The organism is Neptunomonas qingdaonensis, from assembly GCF_900113275.1.
GTDB classification, from domain to species: Bacteria; Pseudomonadota; Gammaproteobacteria; order Pseudomonadales; family Balneatricaceae; genus Neptunomonas; species Neptunomonas qingdaonensis.
This window is the reverse complement of record NZ_FOOU01000011.1, coordinates 46,088-62,408: the sequence shown is the minus strand read 5'-3', so window position 1 is coordinate 62,408 and position 16,321 is coordinate 46,088. Positions and strand designations below refer to the sequence as shown.

General features: G+C 42.3%; 8 protein-coding genes, 1 tRNA gene and 1 pseudogene. 8 read left to right on the top strand and 2 right to left on the bottom strand.

Features of this window, described 5'->3' with window-relative positions:
- Nucleotides 1-6: 6 nt before the first annotated feature.
- Complete coding sequence (queA, locus tag BM099_RS14780) at nt 7-1,053, bottom strand: tRNA preQ1(34) S-adenosylmethionine ribosyltransferase-isomerase QueA (RefSeq protein WP_090728906.1); 1,047 nt, start codon at nt 1,051-1,053, stop codon at nt 7-9.
- Nucleotides 1,054-1,272: 219 nt separating this feature from the next.
- Between queA and BM099_RS14775 the strand changes: the two genes are divergently transcribed.
- The 4 genes from BM099_RS14775 (at nt 1,273) to BM099_RS14760 (ending at nt 6,086) form a co-directional block, all read left to right on the top strand.
- Nucleotides 1,273-1,357, top strand: a tRNA-Leu gene (locus BM099_RS14775).
- A 377-nt stretch (nt 1,358-1,734) separates the two neighbouring features.
- Entirely contained in the window at nt 1,735-2,205 is a 471-nt protein-coding gene (locus BM099_RS14770; protein WP_090728904.1) for a VOC family protein, read from the top strand.
- A 499-nt stretch (nt 2,206-2,704) separates the two neighbouring features.
- Nucleotides 2,705-4,831: an NERD domain-containing protein gene (locus tag BM099_RS14765; protein ID WP_090728903.1), complete on the top strand. Its 2,127-nt coding sequence runs from the start codon at nt 2,705-2,707 to the stop codon at nt 4,829-4,831.
- Nucleotides 4,832-5,066: 235 nt separating this feature from the next.
- Nucleotides 5,067-6,086 carry a hypothetical protein gene (locus tag BM099_RS14760; RefSeq protein WP_090728901.1) on the top strand — a complete coding sequence of 340 codons (1,020 nt, stop codon included), beginning with the start codon at nt 5,067-5,069 and terminating at the stop codon, nt 6,084-6,086.
- Between the two features lie 178 nt (nt 6,087-6,264).
- Here BM099_RS14760 and BM099_RS20710 read toward each other — a convergent pair.
- Nucleotides 6,265-6,503, bottom strand: a pseudogene (locus BM099_RS20710) (IS66 family transposase); the annotation flags it as partial.
- A 418-nt stretch (nt 6,504-6,921) separates the two neighbouring features.
- Here BM099_RS20710 and dptF point away from each other — a divergent pair.
- The 4 genes from dptF to BM099_RS14735 are packed head-to-tail and all read left to right on the top strand — an operon-like array spanning nt 6,922 to nt 16,308.
- On the top strand, nt 6,922-8,514 hold the full coding sequence (dptF, locus tag BM099_RS14750) for a DNA phosphorothioation-dependent restriction protein DptF (protein ID WP_090728900.1): 1,593 nt from the start codon (nt 6,922-6,924) through the stop codon (nt 8,512-8,514).
- 9 nt (nt 8,515-8,523) lie between these two features.
- Entirely contained in the window at nt 8,524-9,840 is a 1,317-nt protein-coding gene (dptG, locus tag BM099_RS14745) for a DNA phosphorothioation-dependent restriction protein DptG (protein WP_090728898.1), read from the top strand.
- Complete coding sequence (dptH, locus tag BM099_RS20705) at nt 9,821-15,442, top strand: DNA phosphorothioation-dependent restriction protein DptH (protein WP_232348807.1); 5,622 nt, start codon at nt 9,821-9,823, stop codon at nt 15,440-15,442. The genes dptG and dptH overlap by 20 nt, the downstream gene beginning before the upstream one ends.
- Complete coding sequence (locus BM099_RS14735; RefSeq protein WP_090728897.1) at nt 15,439-16,308, top strand: phosphorothioated DNA-binding restriction endonuclease; 870 nt, start codon at nt 15,439-15,441, stop codon at nt 16,306-16,308. The genes dptH and BM099_RS14735 overlap by 4 nt, the downstream gene beginning before the upstream one ends.
- The last annotated feature ends 13 nt before the right edge of the window (nt 16,309-16,321 follow it).

The following is a 16,321-nucleotide window of genomic DNA, read 5'->3' as shown; positions in this document are numbered from 1 at the left end:
TACGGCTCACAAAGCCTCCGTTGTGTCTGTTTTACGACTGATACACATAGCATCACCGTAACTAAAAAATCGATATCTTTCCTTCACCGCCACAGCATAGGCGTGCATCGTATGCGCATATCCGGCAAAAGCACTCACCAGCATCAACAGCGTTGACTCAGAGAGATGAAAATTAGTGATGAGCAGATCGACACTTTTAAACTCATATCCTGGCGTAATAAAGATAGAGCTATCACCAAAGAAAGGCTCAATCTCACCGTTTTGGCTGGCGCTTTCAAGCGAGCGAACACTGGTCGTGCCCACGGCGACAACGCGACCACCACGGGCACGGGTTGCTCTCACCGCTTCACACACCTTTTCATCCACCTCGATATATTCGGCATGCATAATGTGATCTTCGATACGTTCAACCTTCACCGGCTGAAACGTACCCGCACCCACATGCAAGGTGACAAACGCTTTTTGAATACCTTTTTCATCCAGCTTAGCCAGCAATGCTTCATCAAAATGCAAACCTGCGGTGGGCGCAGCGACAGCACCCGGCTGCGAGCTATACACCGTTTGATAACGTTCTCTGTCTTCCAGCTGATCTTCACGCTTCATATAAGGAGGTAACGGCATATGCCCATGCTGCTCAAGCAGATCAAGAACCGGTGTTTCACCGGCAAACTCAAGCTCAAACAAATTCTCGTGGCGTGCGACCATCGTCGCTTGCGCGACACCTTCGAGTATCAACACCGTCCCGGGTTTAGGTGATCGGCTGGATCTGACATGCGCCAACACGCGATGCTGATCCAGCACTCGCTCCACCAGCACCTCAACCTTACCGCCTGAGGCCTTCTCACCAAACAAACGCGCAGGAATCACCCGGGTATTATTAAAAACCACCAAATCGTCTGGCGTTAACAGTTCCAGCACATCCGAAAAATGACGATGTGCTAACTCACCCGTATTACCATCCATGCACAGTAAACGACTCGCCGTACGCTGTGCTAGCGGATAACTGGCAATTAGCTCCTCAGGGAGGTCAAAATGAAAATCTTTTACCTGCATATCACTACAAAAAGGCCGTTAAAGAGGCCGGTGATTGTACAGCAAAATTAATTTTTTTATCATCATTAAAAATATAGGGATTGACGTACGGCGAAAGCTGCCTATAATACGCCCACACTTTACGCGAGTAAGGTGTATTGATCGATGTACCGGTGCGCTGAAATAGCTAAAGCATCGTGTTTAAAATGGCTTGTGGAGCCATGTAGAGTTAAGTGTTGAGCCAGTGTGGTGGAATTGGTAGACACGACGGATTCAAAATTCGTTGCGGCAAGGTGTGCCGGTTCGAGTCCGGCCACTGGTACCATTTAACTCTTTGATAAATAAGCAGTTATTTTAAACCCGAGCGCTTTATGGCCCTCGGGTTTTTTATGTCTACAATTTAGGTCTACATGGATAAAATTCTCTAACTTAGGCAGAACTCCTCGGCTACAGCCAGCTTACTGGTAGGTATTTGGGTAGAGCATTTCAAGACTCGATCCATAGGATCTATTTCCCACAAAAAAAGGGTACGACTTCACACTTAGCGCAGCCCACGAATAAGCTCCCATACTGGATAACAGAAGCCCGAAAAATGCGTTGATGCTACTTACTCAGACCATTACCGAGTGGTCTTTTGACTTGAATAAAATTATTCAGGCTTACACAAATTATCGTTTATAAAATATAACCGAGGAATCTGTTATGAGAAAAAAAGTATCGCCGATACCTAAAGGGTATCGCACCGTAACACCAGTAATTGTGGTTAAAGGGATTCAGGACGCCATCGAATTCTATCAGGGTTGCTTTAATGCTGAACTGAGTCATAAATTTCTCAGTCCGGATGAGCTGACGGTGGTTGCCGCCACGCTTAAGATAGGTAACTCATTGGTGCGCGTGATGGAGGAGTCATTAGAAAACAAGATCTTGAGTCCTTCAACACTAGGGGGCGCTGCTGCCAGCCTTCACCTTTACATCGATGATATTGATACACTCTGGCAACAGGCGCTAGATTGCGGCGCATCCCCTGTTACAGGCTTGCAAGATGCCTACTGGGGTGAGCGATACGGAATCATATCGGATCCGTTTGGCCATCATTGGACTCTGGCGTCCAAGATTGAAAACTTGTCTAAAGATGAGCTGGCTGCCCGTACGAAAGAAGCCTTTGCCGGTTGATAGAAATCTTTCATTCTGCATAAAAGCACAGCTATCGGATGAGCTGTGCCATTGCATAGACTCTTAAGACTTAGCCTTTAATGCCTCCTCCAGGCACTGACAAGGGCCTCATCACCCAAACCAGAATCAAGAGAGAAGCCTTAAGCAGTGGCTTCTCTCTATTAATTAAACGCCCTCCCCTGAAATGCCGATAGTTCAAGGACGCCCCACTACGAAGATTGAAATAAGTATCTCACGGACCATTCAAAGCTTGGCATTATCCTCAAACCTTGAGCAGGCCCAACCCTTTCAAAAAGTAGTTATAGAAATTGGAATACAGTCTGCACCTTTGTAACCCCTTTCTGATTAACCCTCAAGCCGAACGTTTGCGTTAGCTTTTCTGTCCGATTGAATAATACTGCGGCATTCCAACTTAATCGTGGCTGGAAAAATACGATCTGCATAATATTTATAACGCGCTATACTCCCCGAATAATTTGCAAATACAGGGAGAGTATCTGTGCAAAAAGAGCATCATGAGCAATGCCGAGATTACTATCAATCAGTTTTTCAGAACCACTTAAAAAACTCTGGTAGTAAAGAAAAAGCTTTTGATGCTTGTTTACATCGCTTTTTAAATCAGAGCCCCAAAGGTAAGAATCTGACCGCTAAGGCGAGAGCATATGGACTGGCTACAACTGAACTATGGAAAGACAGTAAAACAATTTCAGACTCAGCTTTAGCGAGTCTGGCGCTAAGTAAAGTCCTGCACTATGACGATTTTTTACCGACGCAATTAGCAGATCAGTTGGCATCTCAAAACCCGGACACGCTGCGCTGGGCCATCCGCTACTCTGGACTGTTTGAACGGACTAACTCCCCAGTTTGGCTTCACCTTCGCTCTCATTGCACAAGTCAGGATTGGAATACGTTCTTTGATGTCTGCGACCGCCTCCTTGAGCAGTTACAACCCTTTGACCTATTAATCAAACGCTTTGAACAGCCGCTCCAAAAACTGTCGCTTTTAGAGCTTTTGTCTTATCTAAGCGTAATAGCCTGCTCCGATATGCTTGAAGAATCGTCAAATAAGCTTCATCAACAATGGAACGTATATGACCGTATCATTCAACGTAAACTAAAATCGTGCTCTCCTCGAGACTTTCAGTTGAATGACAAAATAATAGGCAAATCCCTCAAACGTCATTTGTCATCTCTGTTATTCCCATCCAATTCGGGGTGGCGCGAAAGCTCTCATCAAAATATCGAAGACCTAGCATGTCTGATTGCAGCCACCTCAGAACGAATAGATTATGAGGATTCCATCGATTGGTTCCGTTTTGATCCTCTGTGCGCTTACCAGATGGCTCCCGGTGAATCTGTCATCTACAACATTAGTGATGCAGGAACACGCGAATGGGAAAAAACAGGCCATAAATCTGACCTTCTCTGGAACTACTGGATCAACAGGGCTATGGAAGCATTTGTCAGCACAGACCTTGTACTGAAAACGATAGGACTTCCGGAAAACCATGAAGGTAATCAGCTAGCCTATATTAAAGCTATAAGAAGCAGGCTACAGTTGGGTGAGGTTTATGGATTAGATGACCATATCACTTTGAATGACGGTACATCTGTCCCTCTGTTCCAACTACTATTAGCAAGCGAATTAAGTTCACAGTTCTTTGAGCAATCCTTCATTCAGCCATTACAGAAACTTGCACGTACAACACAAAGTACAACGGAGGCATTAAGCATCCTTGCCTTCGACGGATTCGCACAAGGTGAAAATCGCTTACCGATCACCTGGTCAACTACGTCAGAAAAGGCTAAACGTATTAAAGGTTGGACGGTTTGCGATGAATACCCAAATGGCAGCATTGCCATTGCAGATGCCATTATCAAGTTTTGGAGCAACGACTTAAAAAGCCTGACTCCTAAAAAAAATCCGAGGATTTCAGAGCTCCCCTACAGCAAGATTGGCCATTATATTTTTCAATTTCCCTGGGTCGCGGGTAAGCAGAACAATCTAACATCAGCAGTCAATAATCTACGGCGATTGGGTACGCACCGTGGAGAACTTCAGGAGGAGACGCGGCGAGTCGAACAACGGCTAGGAGAGTCGTTTAAGCAACGAGGATTTAAAGTTGTAGTTGGCTATCACCCACCTACTGTTGGCAACGACAATCCCGGTGAAATCGACCTAATCTGTCATCTCGATGGCAATCTGTTATTGCTGGAAGTTAAATCCGGTTACATCCGTCGTAGCAGAAAAGAGGTATGGCTTCACAAAACCAGCACTCTTCGTAAAGCCGCCTGGCAGTTAAACCGAAAGCGAGAAGCACTTATCACGGCGATACAGCACGATGAAAAACTCAAGCTACAGTTAGGGTACACTTCAGACACATCATACGACGCACTGCACTGCTGGATAGTTGATACGTCCATTGAACTAGACGGGCAATGTATTGAAGGTTTCCCGGTAGTATCGAGGGAGGTTCTAGAAGTGGTGCTCAGAGATGAGAAGCACCTTCTTAGCCCTCTAAATGAGCTCGATTTAGATAAACGCGAAAGCCTTTTCCCTAATGGCTTCAGCGCCTCACACTTCATTGACTTGGTGGAATCTGATGCACTCTGGAATGGCCTTTAACAAGGTACGTTAATGATGATTAACGCTCCGATCTCAATACTCTACTTGTGCTGAAATAAACTCATCTATAGATTACTCCGTAGCTGGAGTGAGTTTGTGATTAGTATCTCCAAAGGGCTAATCGAAAAGCACCATACGTTTCCGGGCCTCTGTTGAGGTATAGTCCTACTTTAAGGTTTGATTTGTTCTATGGATTAAAGGCTCGATTTACCAAATCGAAGCAATGGAGTTATGGATGGCTAGAACACCGTTTAGAAAACCGACTCTAACGCCAGAAGGCTTAAGAAAGAAAATATATTTTGATGGTAAAGATTTCTATCGGCTCCCATTCAATGACTTTATGAGCCTACTTAGCATTGAATGGAGCGGAGAGGAAATCTACGTTGTATATATCACCCACAACGATCCAATACCAGCAGCCTCTCTTGTTTACTACCTAGAAACAGGTGAGTGGTATCCCCTTATGAGATTTAAAGACGGTAACAGAAAAAACTTCTCTTTTGAAAACCTCTCACCACATGTCTACAGGGGACCTTCTATTAATCATCAAGTGAAGAAAACTAAACTAGATGAATCGGGAAACATAGCTACGAAATCTGCCTTTAATAAAGGTGACCAAAATAGGCTCATTGCTACCATTTGTAATGATGATAGAATCAAATTAGATAGTAGTCATCATACGGGTAGCCAACTAGTAAATAGTGAGCGCTATATTGAACAAGCGTATGCAGATAGATCACCTCCAGTGAGTGACCATATCGATATTAGTAATGTTTATATAGAAGATAAGCTATCTGAAAAGCTGTTATATGCTGAATCGGCATTATTTAAAAGAGAATCTGGTGACCAGTTGCTTGATTCATTAGTCATCAATGGTTTAAGTCGATCTCCGGAGCAAATTGCTTATTTTGCTTTTACAGGAAAATGGTTTGAATCAGTTATACAAATAGATATAAGTCGAGGTTTGTCTTATGACAATCTTATACATTCTGATTTCGTACTGAGTAGCGTAAAAAATCTCACCCCTCTCAGAGGAGGCAGGCTAGGAAATCTTCTCGATTTCGACAATGGAACTGGAGATATCTATTGGAAATATAATCGCTCCTATATAGGTCTACGCAATAGTTTTCTTCAAAATAAAGCTGTTGATTTTCATTACTCAGGCTCTCAACTAGTCAATTGGTTTGGTGAAATTTATTTATACACCCCTTTCGCACAAGCCTTTTTTGATGATTTTGAGAAAATGAGAGGGTAACCCCACATCCACACCGCTACTTAGCAGCCAATCCAGGTAAGAGCTAAGAAAATAATTGAGCCACACTATAATCTCAGCATGAATGATTACTAACAAACTGAAAAATATAAATAATTTTGAAATCTGTCGGCTATCAAACTTTCTAGTCCCCCCCCTGTGTCCAGTTATGCGACAGCAACTAACCAATGGCGCTGCACTTCTGCGCAGGCAGTCTCGTCGGCACCTCTTTTAGATAGGCATACGAATCGTACCCATTCAGTTTGGTGAACTGAATCAACGTCATCACCGCAGCGGCACGTTGCCCACTTCTCAGTAAACCCGCATCTAGAAAGTTCGAGCGATATAGAGCCCATGGTCGTGATGTTGCCGAGGACTCTCCCCCTCCAGATAGTGCTGCAGCGCTATCCATCTTTTTATATATGTTGATAATCTCCATTAACATATTGAAGACGCTAGGGAAGCAAAAAATTCCATTAGGATACTTTTCAAAGGGGTTAAACGCTGTATGGATGACATGGAATAAGAATCAAGAAATATAGCGACAGCAATAGTGTCTAAAGCAACACACAAATCGGCTCATAAATGATGATTAACATTCGCTGACCCCACCTATCTTATATAAATGAATAAACTGGTGTAGACTCGTCACCGATTATTCATGTTTATCTCGACTAACTTGAATAATCTATCATTTGAACTAAATTGATTTGGACTGATACGCACGAAGGAATATGTGGCTTTCAAATATGTCATCAATCCTAAAAGACTTCTCAGCGTCGCTCCCCAGTCCTCATTCGGTTCAATAGCTATTAAAGCTGACATGGAGTCGTGACCTTTGCCCAACACACCAACACTTCGATCTGCTTTATCCGTTTTATCTAAATCCTCGCCTCAAGCAGTGGAGGTAGAGCAGGATGATGCGGATAAGAACATCTATAAACAATTTCTATACATTACTACTGAAATTGAAAAAGATTTCAGTAAACAACTTAATAAATTAGAGCCTGGGGAAATAATTTTTCTCTGTGGTAGTAGCGGTGATGGAAAGTCGGCTATTCTGACGCGCTACAGCAGGAAACTAAGTAACAAGATAAAATTCCACCTAGATGCAACTCATAGTCTTGATCCACATAACAATGCCATCAGTGAACTTGATAAGCTTTTTTCAGAGGTGGCTGTCACTCGCCAGCCTCTAGTGATTGGTATCAATGTGGGCATGATGGGAAACTATGCAGAAGGTGGTAGCGAAGAGCACTCAGTCTTAAAAGACTCGATGCGAGCGCACATTCAAGGTAACACCCCACCATCCATGCACCACTACTTTGATTTTGAGCGATATCCAAAGTTTGAGTTTCGGGATCATGTGGCTCATTCGAATTTTGCTGAAGCCTTTATGCAGCGGCTAACTCAATACAATGATAATCCATTTATACCGCTGCTGGAGGGACATGATCAAAATGGGCAGGAGCCTGTTCTCTGCTCCAATTTTAAAATGTTAATGCTACCATCAGTGCAACGAGTAATCGTCGATGCATTGATGAAAGCGCGTCTAATAAAAGATCAGTTTATGACTTCTAGGGCGTTACTAGACTTCTTGCATCACCTGCTCACCTCTCCGAATTACCTTTTTGATAATTTGTACGCGGCTACTGATAATGAACTGTCCCAACGAATCGTCGGCTTTGATCCTGCCAATATCCGCACGAAACAAATTGACCACTTCATTCTTGAACTTAAGCTTGAACTTATCGATAGGGATAGCGAATTCAACGAATTTAGAAACGAGATCAAAAAAATTGGAATATTGAATAGATTGGAGCCCCAATCATATATCCGCTTGTTTCATATGCTCAAAGGCTCTGATTTTGCTAATGGCTACCATCAACGGTTTGATGCCGACTTTTCAAACACTTTACTGGAGCAGTTTGCACGTATCTGGAAGCTTCATGACGGCTATAATGATGACTCATCTAAAGATGACAATAATGCGCTTCAACACTTTTACAGCGATGTTCTTTTGGATGGGTTGCGGCGATACATGAACAGGCGTGCTCCAGATTTGCGCAGAGGACTGTACTTTCTTGCAGAATACAACCAGATCAAGGTTGTAACAGCTCTTAAAATAAAGCTCAACTTTAGCGCTATAGCTGATGACCGAGCGCATCATTCTGCAACTTTCAATGCATACATGAAAGTAGGAGGTACCGCTCTTCCTGCATTGATTATTGGCATCAATCTGTATGAGTTGTTAATAAAGCTCAAAGCTGGATACCGACCCAATAAGCATGATAAGAGCACCGTACTTATTCTGGATGAGCTTGTAGACCAGATAACCCACGAAGCCAACCAAGAAAGTACACTCTTTTTCATAGATGGAACAGAACGTTATGAAGTTGAGCTAGATGAAGGTTATTTGCAGGTAATGTGAGGATAGATAATGATTATCAACCTAGATGTACTGACTGCAAATGTAGAAAGCAAGAACCTTTCTAGCAGTTATATGCCAGTACGAACCAATTACAATGAGTGTGACTGGAATGCTGTTTCTGGCTTATTTGTAAGCTCAGCGCTTGGAATCGAGATTAAAAAATATAGCGCTGAGCAGTTTGAAGAAGACTGTGAAAAAGCGTTCAAAGACAAACTAAGCGAAGAAAGCTTCTGGAACGTACTTAAAAAAACCTATTTCGAAAATCAGGACCTTTTTAAAGTTGCGCCTCATTGTTTACTCCTTAACGCAAATAAGGAAAAAACAACGGCTGCCGATCAACGAGTTGCGACTGTATTAGACTCATTGCTGGGCGAAATAAGGATTGAATTCGATGTAGAGCACCATTTAAACTTCATTGAAAAAATCATTATAAGCACTCTGAAAGCACAATTAGTAAAGAAAAGACCGGAAGGATCTGAGCCTCCCTATCTCCCTTTTCTTGCAGACTGTCTCCAACAAGATATCCTATTTTTGGCAAAGAACCCCAAGTATATGCTTGAAGAGCTACCCCACTTTTTGGCTCTCTATACTTTTTTGTATACTTCTCAGTTAGCTCTAAATCTACCTGAATGGGAAGCCGGACCTCCAAAACCCAAACCTCTGTATTTCATCCTTGATACGGAAAAAGCAAGCTCTGAACGCACAGAGATCAAAAACTACGGTTGGGAATCCTTTACGAAGGCTGCACACGATATTTTCCCTATGCTTTCGATGATGGAGGCGCTACAGCTCCCCAAAACACCTAAAAAACCTTTATGGAAAATCGCGTCTGAGCTCAGAGAGAGTTCTGACACTCAATATACTGAGCATTTAAAAGACTACACTTTGCGCTTTAAAGATGAGCGAGGAATAAAGAGAGAGATTGAACCTGCTGAGAACTCTATTGAGTGGTTAAGAAACCTCCTTAGACTGGCGTGCGATCAATTCGATAAAGCCTGGGCTAAACCTGGTTCAGATCGTCCAGATATCAATAGCAAAATTGTACGTGCAATTGAAAAGTATATCGCGGAAGGCTTCGTTCAAAACCGAAGACGTGGTGGCAATGTACTGGTGTTGAACCAAGACACTCTTCTGCTGCTAACCAATATATCAATTGGTAGTTCTGAGCGGCTCCGGTTGGTAGAGCTCATCGAGGCATTTGAGCAACGTGGCGTATTTTTCGATAAACAATCGCAGCTTAGGCTAGTCGATTTTTATGAGCGTATCGGTAATGTAGAACGTATGAGTGACAGTGGGGAAGCCGTTTATGTCCGTAAAACGATTTGAAAATTTTATCGCAACCCAGTTTGCAACGTGGGCTCCAAATCATGTCAGCGCAGGTGAACGTTTTCAGTTCAAGTCACCTAGCCAAGAAATAAGAAAGAAAATCTATAGAGCATTAATTGAGCTAGCTGGTGACAATTCAGTTTCATATAAAGTAGAGTCGATATCTGATGTCATCTCTATGCCATACCTTGACCTGAACGGTCTCAAGGTTCTTCCTCTTCTCCACTCTGACGATGATGACGGTTTCAACGAGCACTTTCTTGCCCACCTACGCGATGAACCAGAGTCCGACAATAGTTTACTTAGTGGAATGGCATTACTGTTTTTACACAATAGTACGCTGGATACGATTGTTAACAGCTCCGATGACTTGGCTTATGAAGGTGGCATATGGCACCCATCATCAATTAAAACAGCTCTCACCAACCTAATCGATGAGCAAAACGATGCTAAAGGAATCTCCAACTGCCTTCTTGATTATCAATTCGATGCCATTAGTGAAGATGGCGCAACAATGTTTGGTTTCGAAAAGCTTTATAACTCGTTGGAAGATGGTGAGATTGAGTTTCATGAACTCGAACTCTTCAATGACCCTTTTATAAAAGAGCTCAGTGACGATACAGACCAAATAAAAAAACGTTTAGAAAAAAATAGGCAACTATATCGCTCGATTGAACATGACGTTGAGCACTTTTCAGGACAGTTGCAATCTCGTCTTAAGCAGTTTGGATCAAAGTTTATTGCTAAGCATTTTCCAAAAGGTGATTTGAAATCTTGGAAGGATGTTCATTTTCAAACTTATCTTGATGAAATAAACAGGAACAGCCAACCCACCCTTGTGTTTGATGAAATAACTTCAGAGCAATGCGAGTCGATAGCTCGCAGCAGCGGAACATCAAAGGCTGCCGAGCGAAAACAACATATCATCATTCAAGTTCCAGCTAATGAGATGGCCTTTGACTTTACCGCAACCTTTTTTGGGAACGACCTCGATACGAATCAACTTACCACCCCAAACCGACTCCTCCCTTTAGGCCATGATCTAAAAGCGACAAAAGGCTCTAAGCATTGTAAATTGACTGTGAAAGGCCCTTTTGACGGAACTCCTCTTTTTTTTACTGTAGGAACCGGAGGCCGTGATCGCTCAACCGAGAAATTCGATTTTCATTGTCTAGTGATACGCAAAGGTGATTTTTACATCGAGGGTTTTCAAAACATCTATACTATTTCTGCAAAAGCGCAAATCATCAACTTACATACCAATGAATATTTCCTGACTGTAAACCCTTCAGCGAATCAGCGAGTTGAGCTAGAGGAATGCGGCGAATCTGCATTGTTTACCACAACTGCCGAAGTACACTTCAAAGAATTAGCCAATGATTCAGAGTTAATCGACTTCAAGATCAACAGCGGTTTACACCGCCTTCATTTCAACGTTGAAGGAGAAGTCGCCACCGAATCATTATCTTTACCATTGTTATTTGACAGAGATCGCTTTAGCCGGCTGTTTAGAGACAGCTATTACGGTGAGTTTTCACGACGGAAAGACAAGGTTCTGATCGATAATAAAGAAGTCACACCAGTCAGCGTCCGACTTACTTTGCTACGCTGGGAAGCCGATTTTTTGGATCAGGAACTTATAGCACTCAATCATGAAGGCAATACCCCTTTGTCTTCGTTATTAACAATATGCCCCGAATTACACAATGCATATCAATCGCTATTTAGCTATTTATCTTGCCGTGAAACCCTCCCCTCGCTTGTCTCTTGGGGCGATGAATACCGAGATTTAGTACATCAGGTCGTATCAGCGTATCAAGCCTATCTGGAACAAATTGAAATCGATACCGTGCCTACTAACGCCGATCGTTTGGTGTTGCAGGTTGGGATGGTTAAATCTGAGGACTGTGAGCACTTTAGTCCTTTTCATCCTTTGATTCTCTCTTATTTCGTAGAGCTTGCCGATCAGATCGTTGCTGATGGTGAAGAGTCAAGCTTCAAGTATCTTCCCCGCATAACACTAGAGCGTTTATCGCCCAGAGGATTGATTCCATACCTGTACGATAACGAACACGCCTTTTCTTACGTACAGTTGGTTAAAGAAAATCCTGTTTGGCTGAAAGCCATTCCGCATGAAGATAGTAATTATGACTATGTTCGTAAAGTTGTACGGGAAAAAATTGGCGAGTTTCAGAATGCATTTAGTCAACTCTTTTCTCATAATGGCAAGAGCAAACTGCTCATCAATGCAATCAACCAACAGCAGTGTAAAGAACTGCTTTTAGGCATTGTTGATTACTTTGCTAAAAATCTGGATAACGCCTGCTGCGTGCATGTAAACCTTTATGATGAACAATTACAGTTCAACTGGTTTGACGATTTTGCAGAATTAGCCAGTCATAGCCAGTTGAAAGAAAAGCTAGGGCTCAATAAAAAGGACAAAAAAGAAATAGCAGATACCCTAATCGATACTCTGCGAACACAGCTCACCTACAGTAAGTTTACTCACAAAGAAGCGGCTAAATCAGGACATGCATACGCGCATATAGCCTTCTTCCGTAATGAAGAAAAAATTCAGCCAAGAGAAATTAACATCGATGCCAGCATCTCAGGCATATCAGCTGATGGACTGCTTAGTGGTGAAGGCGCAGAAAGCAAAGGCAACAGCTATTTTACTGCCTTTGGTCTGCGTAATGTTCCTTATAAGCTCACCCCTCACTTAAAATTAGCGAGGCTCTATGGCGCGCTAATTGTTCCTGCAAGAAAATCGAGTACGCCTTATACCGGGTCCAACGCTATCGCCCTAGCCGTCAATGAGGGGTTTCAAAAGCATTTGGAACAGGCGTACGAGGCATCAATCTGGACCACGATTATAGATCCTAAGGTAACGTTAGATTTCTTCCGTAATCAGAACCTGACTCTGATTCACTTTTCAGACCAGTACACAACAACTGCAGGATACGATGCGATAACAGTCACGCGAGAAATTAAGCTGTATCGACGAGTCCTTGAACAAGGCCAAGGAGGATTAATTGAAGAGTTCAATGCTTTCAACGGCGATTGGCTACTCAAGATGCTCACAGCCAGTAAATCTTCACGAAAAGGGATCGAAGGAGAGATTGGCGCGTACAAGTTTGTAACGAGTATGCTTTCCGAGTCGGATATTACATGGGTGCCGCTCTCGATCGGTGAGATGGTCCGAGTATCCGGAAATATCGGCTTGCGTATCATGGAAAGTGAGTTCGCACCTGGTGCTCATAGTAAAAATGAAGGGCCAATGTCCGATGATATCTTGTTGGTCGGTTTTAAAGACCAACAATTGTTCTTACTACCAGTGGAGGTTAAAACCGGAAAACCTCAAGGGACAGACAAAGCAATCGCCCAAATTGAGAACCTGCTTGCCCACCTTCAAAATATGCTCGGACGTCGATCGCTAGCCAACAAAATCTATCGGGCGTTGTTTATGCGACAGGTTCTGATCCAGGTTGATAAATATCAACTTTACGACGTTTTCACAGAGGGTTACTTCAGTCAGCTCTTGGCCGAAAGAGAAGAATGGACGCGTGGAGAATATCGACTTGCAACCTTAGAGGATTACCCCGAAGGCATCGTTGTTCAACATATCGATGGTCAGTCGATACCAGAGCCTAGCTACAAAGAAGTTGGGGCAGTATTGTGCATCGAATTACCCACTAGTCTGCTATCAACATTGGTTGGTACTTCACTTAAAGGCCTGATGCATGAGAAGAACATCAAACAGCTGTGCCATGTGCCCACTAAATATATCCTTGGTTCTAATCTCTCTATTAATGAATTTAATATCTCGTCAAATGATTCCAGATCGGAACTAAAGCAACCGTTGCCACAGGTCAGTTCTAATACTTCGGGTGTTAGCCAAACTCAAGACACCTTAATTGAGACAGACACGAGACCAGACAAAACAGAGCTAGAAACGAATAGCGACCCTCAAGTTGAAAGTAATTTCAGTGATAATGATATTCTCAAAAAACAAATTTTGAGGGCACTCTCCGGCAATAACCAACTGCGGTTACATTACCTTTATCGAAAGACTTCTTTCAGCAGAGAGGATGTAAGCAAGGTATTACTCCGTAACGAAGGCATTCTTTTTGGACATAATAACGGTCTGTGGTTTTTACTTGATAACCAAGAGAAAAAGGTCCGGCCAAATATAGATATTCAGATAGATAATCAACAGAAAAGGATCCGGCCAGATATCTATGTGCAAGTAGATAACTCTGCAACGGAAAAAGTTTCTACTCAGAATTATCGCGTGCAAAATGACATAGGTAACTACGGTTCGGTAAAAACTGAAAGCAGCTCCGGCTCTATTGATGATTCACCGGAATACGATAATACACAGAGTCATGTTAGAAACGAAAATTTTGATACTACTCAATCTGAATCTATTGATACTAAGAGAAAATTATCTGGAACAAGTAACTGGAGTGGCCAGCACCTATCAGTCCTGTTAGGCCACCGTACGATTGATAAGGCGCCCATCTTTTGGGAGCCAACCAATACCAACAAAGTGTTCAATACCAACACCGGTATTATTGGCACGATGGGTACGGGGAAGACTCAATTTACTAAAAGTTTAATCACTCAGCTGGTACGTCAACAAAAAGATAATGTGGATGGAAAGCCACTAGGTATTCTGATCTTTGACTACAAAGCAGATTATATCAAAGAAGACTTTGTTAAAGCGACTAATGCGACGGTCTATGGCCTGCACCACCTCCCCTTTAATCCGTTTTCTTTGGTAGGCAACAAGCCTATGTTACCAGTACATACAGCCAGTTTATTCCGTGCAACCCTAGCTAAAGCATTTGGTTTAGGGCCTAAGCAAGAGCACCGAATTCATGAGTTGGTCATGCAGGCATATGAGAACTGCGGCATTCAAGCGCACAACCCTGCGAGTTGGACGAATAACGTTCCGACGATGCAAAATATCTGGGACCTATTCCTCGACCAAGAAAAAGTGGAGCAAGATTCCCTTTACGCAGCACTCTATGAGCTCAATACCTTCGAAGTATTTGAGCCCAACTCCGAAAAAACACAATCGCTTTACGACACCTTAAATGGCGTAACAGTGATCAACCTTTCAGGGTACGATAAGAAGATTCAAAACCTGGTTGTTGCCATCACCCTAGATATCTTCTTTGCGCAGATGCACCAGCACGGCAGCTCAAAACTAGATGGCGACTATCGCCAAATCAGTAAAATGATATTGGTGGATGAAGCTGATAACTTTATGTCGCAACAATTTGAAAGCCTGAAAAAAATTCTTAAAGAGGGACGAGAATTTGGTGTGGGCACCATTCTATCAACCCAAGAGCTCACTCACTTTAAGGCAGGAGATATGGACTACTCAAAATACATCCTCTCCTGGATTATTCACCGCGTATCTCAGCTGAAAAGCCAAGAGATTAAAGCGATATTCAACAGTGCGGACAAAAATGAAGAAGAGCGTTTTATGCAGCAGATACGTCAGCTGGATAAGCACTATAGCCTTTATGTTGATGGTGAGAAGAAAGTATCAAAGATTAAAGACAAGGCGTTTTGGGAGCTTCTTGATCAATGAGTCCTGAAGAACTAAAAGAAAAAATTCAAACAATATCGATATGGAGACGTGGAGACGTTCGGGCACCACATAAGCCTTTACTCTTAATTTTTGCTATCTCAGAGTATTTGAAAGGTCACGATCGCCTATTTCATTTTGAAACTGAAATCGATGAGAGTCTCACTAAACTCTTAAAACGTTATGGTCCCTGTAGGTCTAACTATCACTCTACATATCCTTTTTGGAGACTTATAAATGATGGCTTTTGGGAGTTAACCAATACTGATAATTGCATGCCTAGAAAAAGCAATACCGATCCACCTAAGAGCGAACTTATAAACCAGAATGTCACTGGTGGTTTTTCAAAACCAGCACATAAATTACTCATGGTGAACCCATCTCTAGCAAGAGAGCTTGTTTCTTTGATATTAAAAGATAATTTTCCTGAAAGCATTCAAGAAGATATTATTGAAACGCTAGATTTTGATTTATATGAAATTATTAAAAAGCGGGACCCTGCTTTCAGAAAAAATATTTTAAGAGCCTACGGGTATAAATGTGCAATTTGCGAACTTGATTTGAGATTAGATTCAGTTACTGCGTGCTTAGATGCTGCCCACATAAAATGGAAACAATATGGTGGTCCGTGTGACACTAATAATGGAATTTGCTTGTGTACTTTGCATCACAGGGCTTTTGATAAGGGGGCAATTGGGTTCGATAAAGATATGAAGATTATCGTATCCAAATCAGTCAATGGTAACAAAAGAGTTAAAGAACTTTTCTTTGATTTTGAAGGAGTAGATTGTTATTTACCAAGATTAAAAAATGACCATCCTTCTGAAAAATACATAGAATGGCACTTTAAAGAAGTTTTTCACAAATAATTGATTTGTAAAT

Coding starts and splice junctions, on each gene's coding strand:
- queA (WP_090728906.1), bottom strand. CDS start 1,053: ATGCAGGTAAAAGATTTTCATTTTGACCTCCCTGAGGAGCTAATTGCC.
- BM099_RS14770 (WP_090728904.1), top strand. CDS start 1,735: ATGAGAAAAAAAGTATCGCCGATACCTAAAGGGTATCGCACCGTAACA.
- BM099_RS14760 (WP_090728901.1), top strand. CDS start 5,067: ATGGCTAGAACACCGTTTAGAAAACCGACTCTAACGCCAGAAGGCTTA.
- dptG (WP_090728898.1), top strand. CDS start 8,524: ATGATTATCAACCTAGATGTACTGACTGCAAATGTAGAAAGCAAGAAC.
- dptH (WP_232348807.1), top strand. CDS start 9,821: ATGTCCGTAAAACGATTTGAAAATTTTATCGCAACCCAGTTTGCAACG.
- BM099_RS14735 (WP_090728897.1), top strand. CDS start 15,439: ATGAGTCCTGAAGAACTAAAAGAAAAAATTCAAACAATATCGATATGG.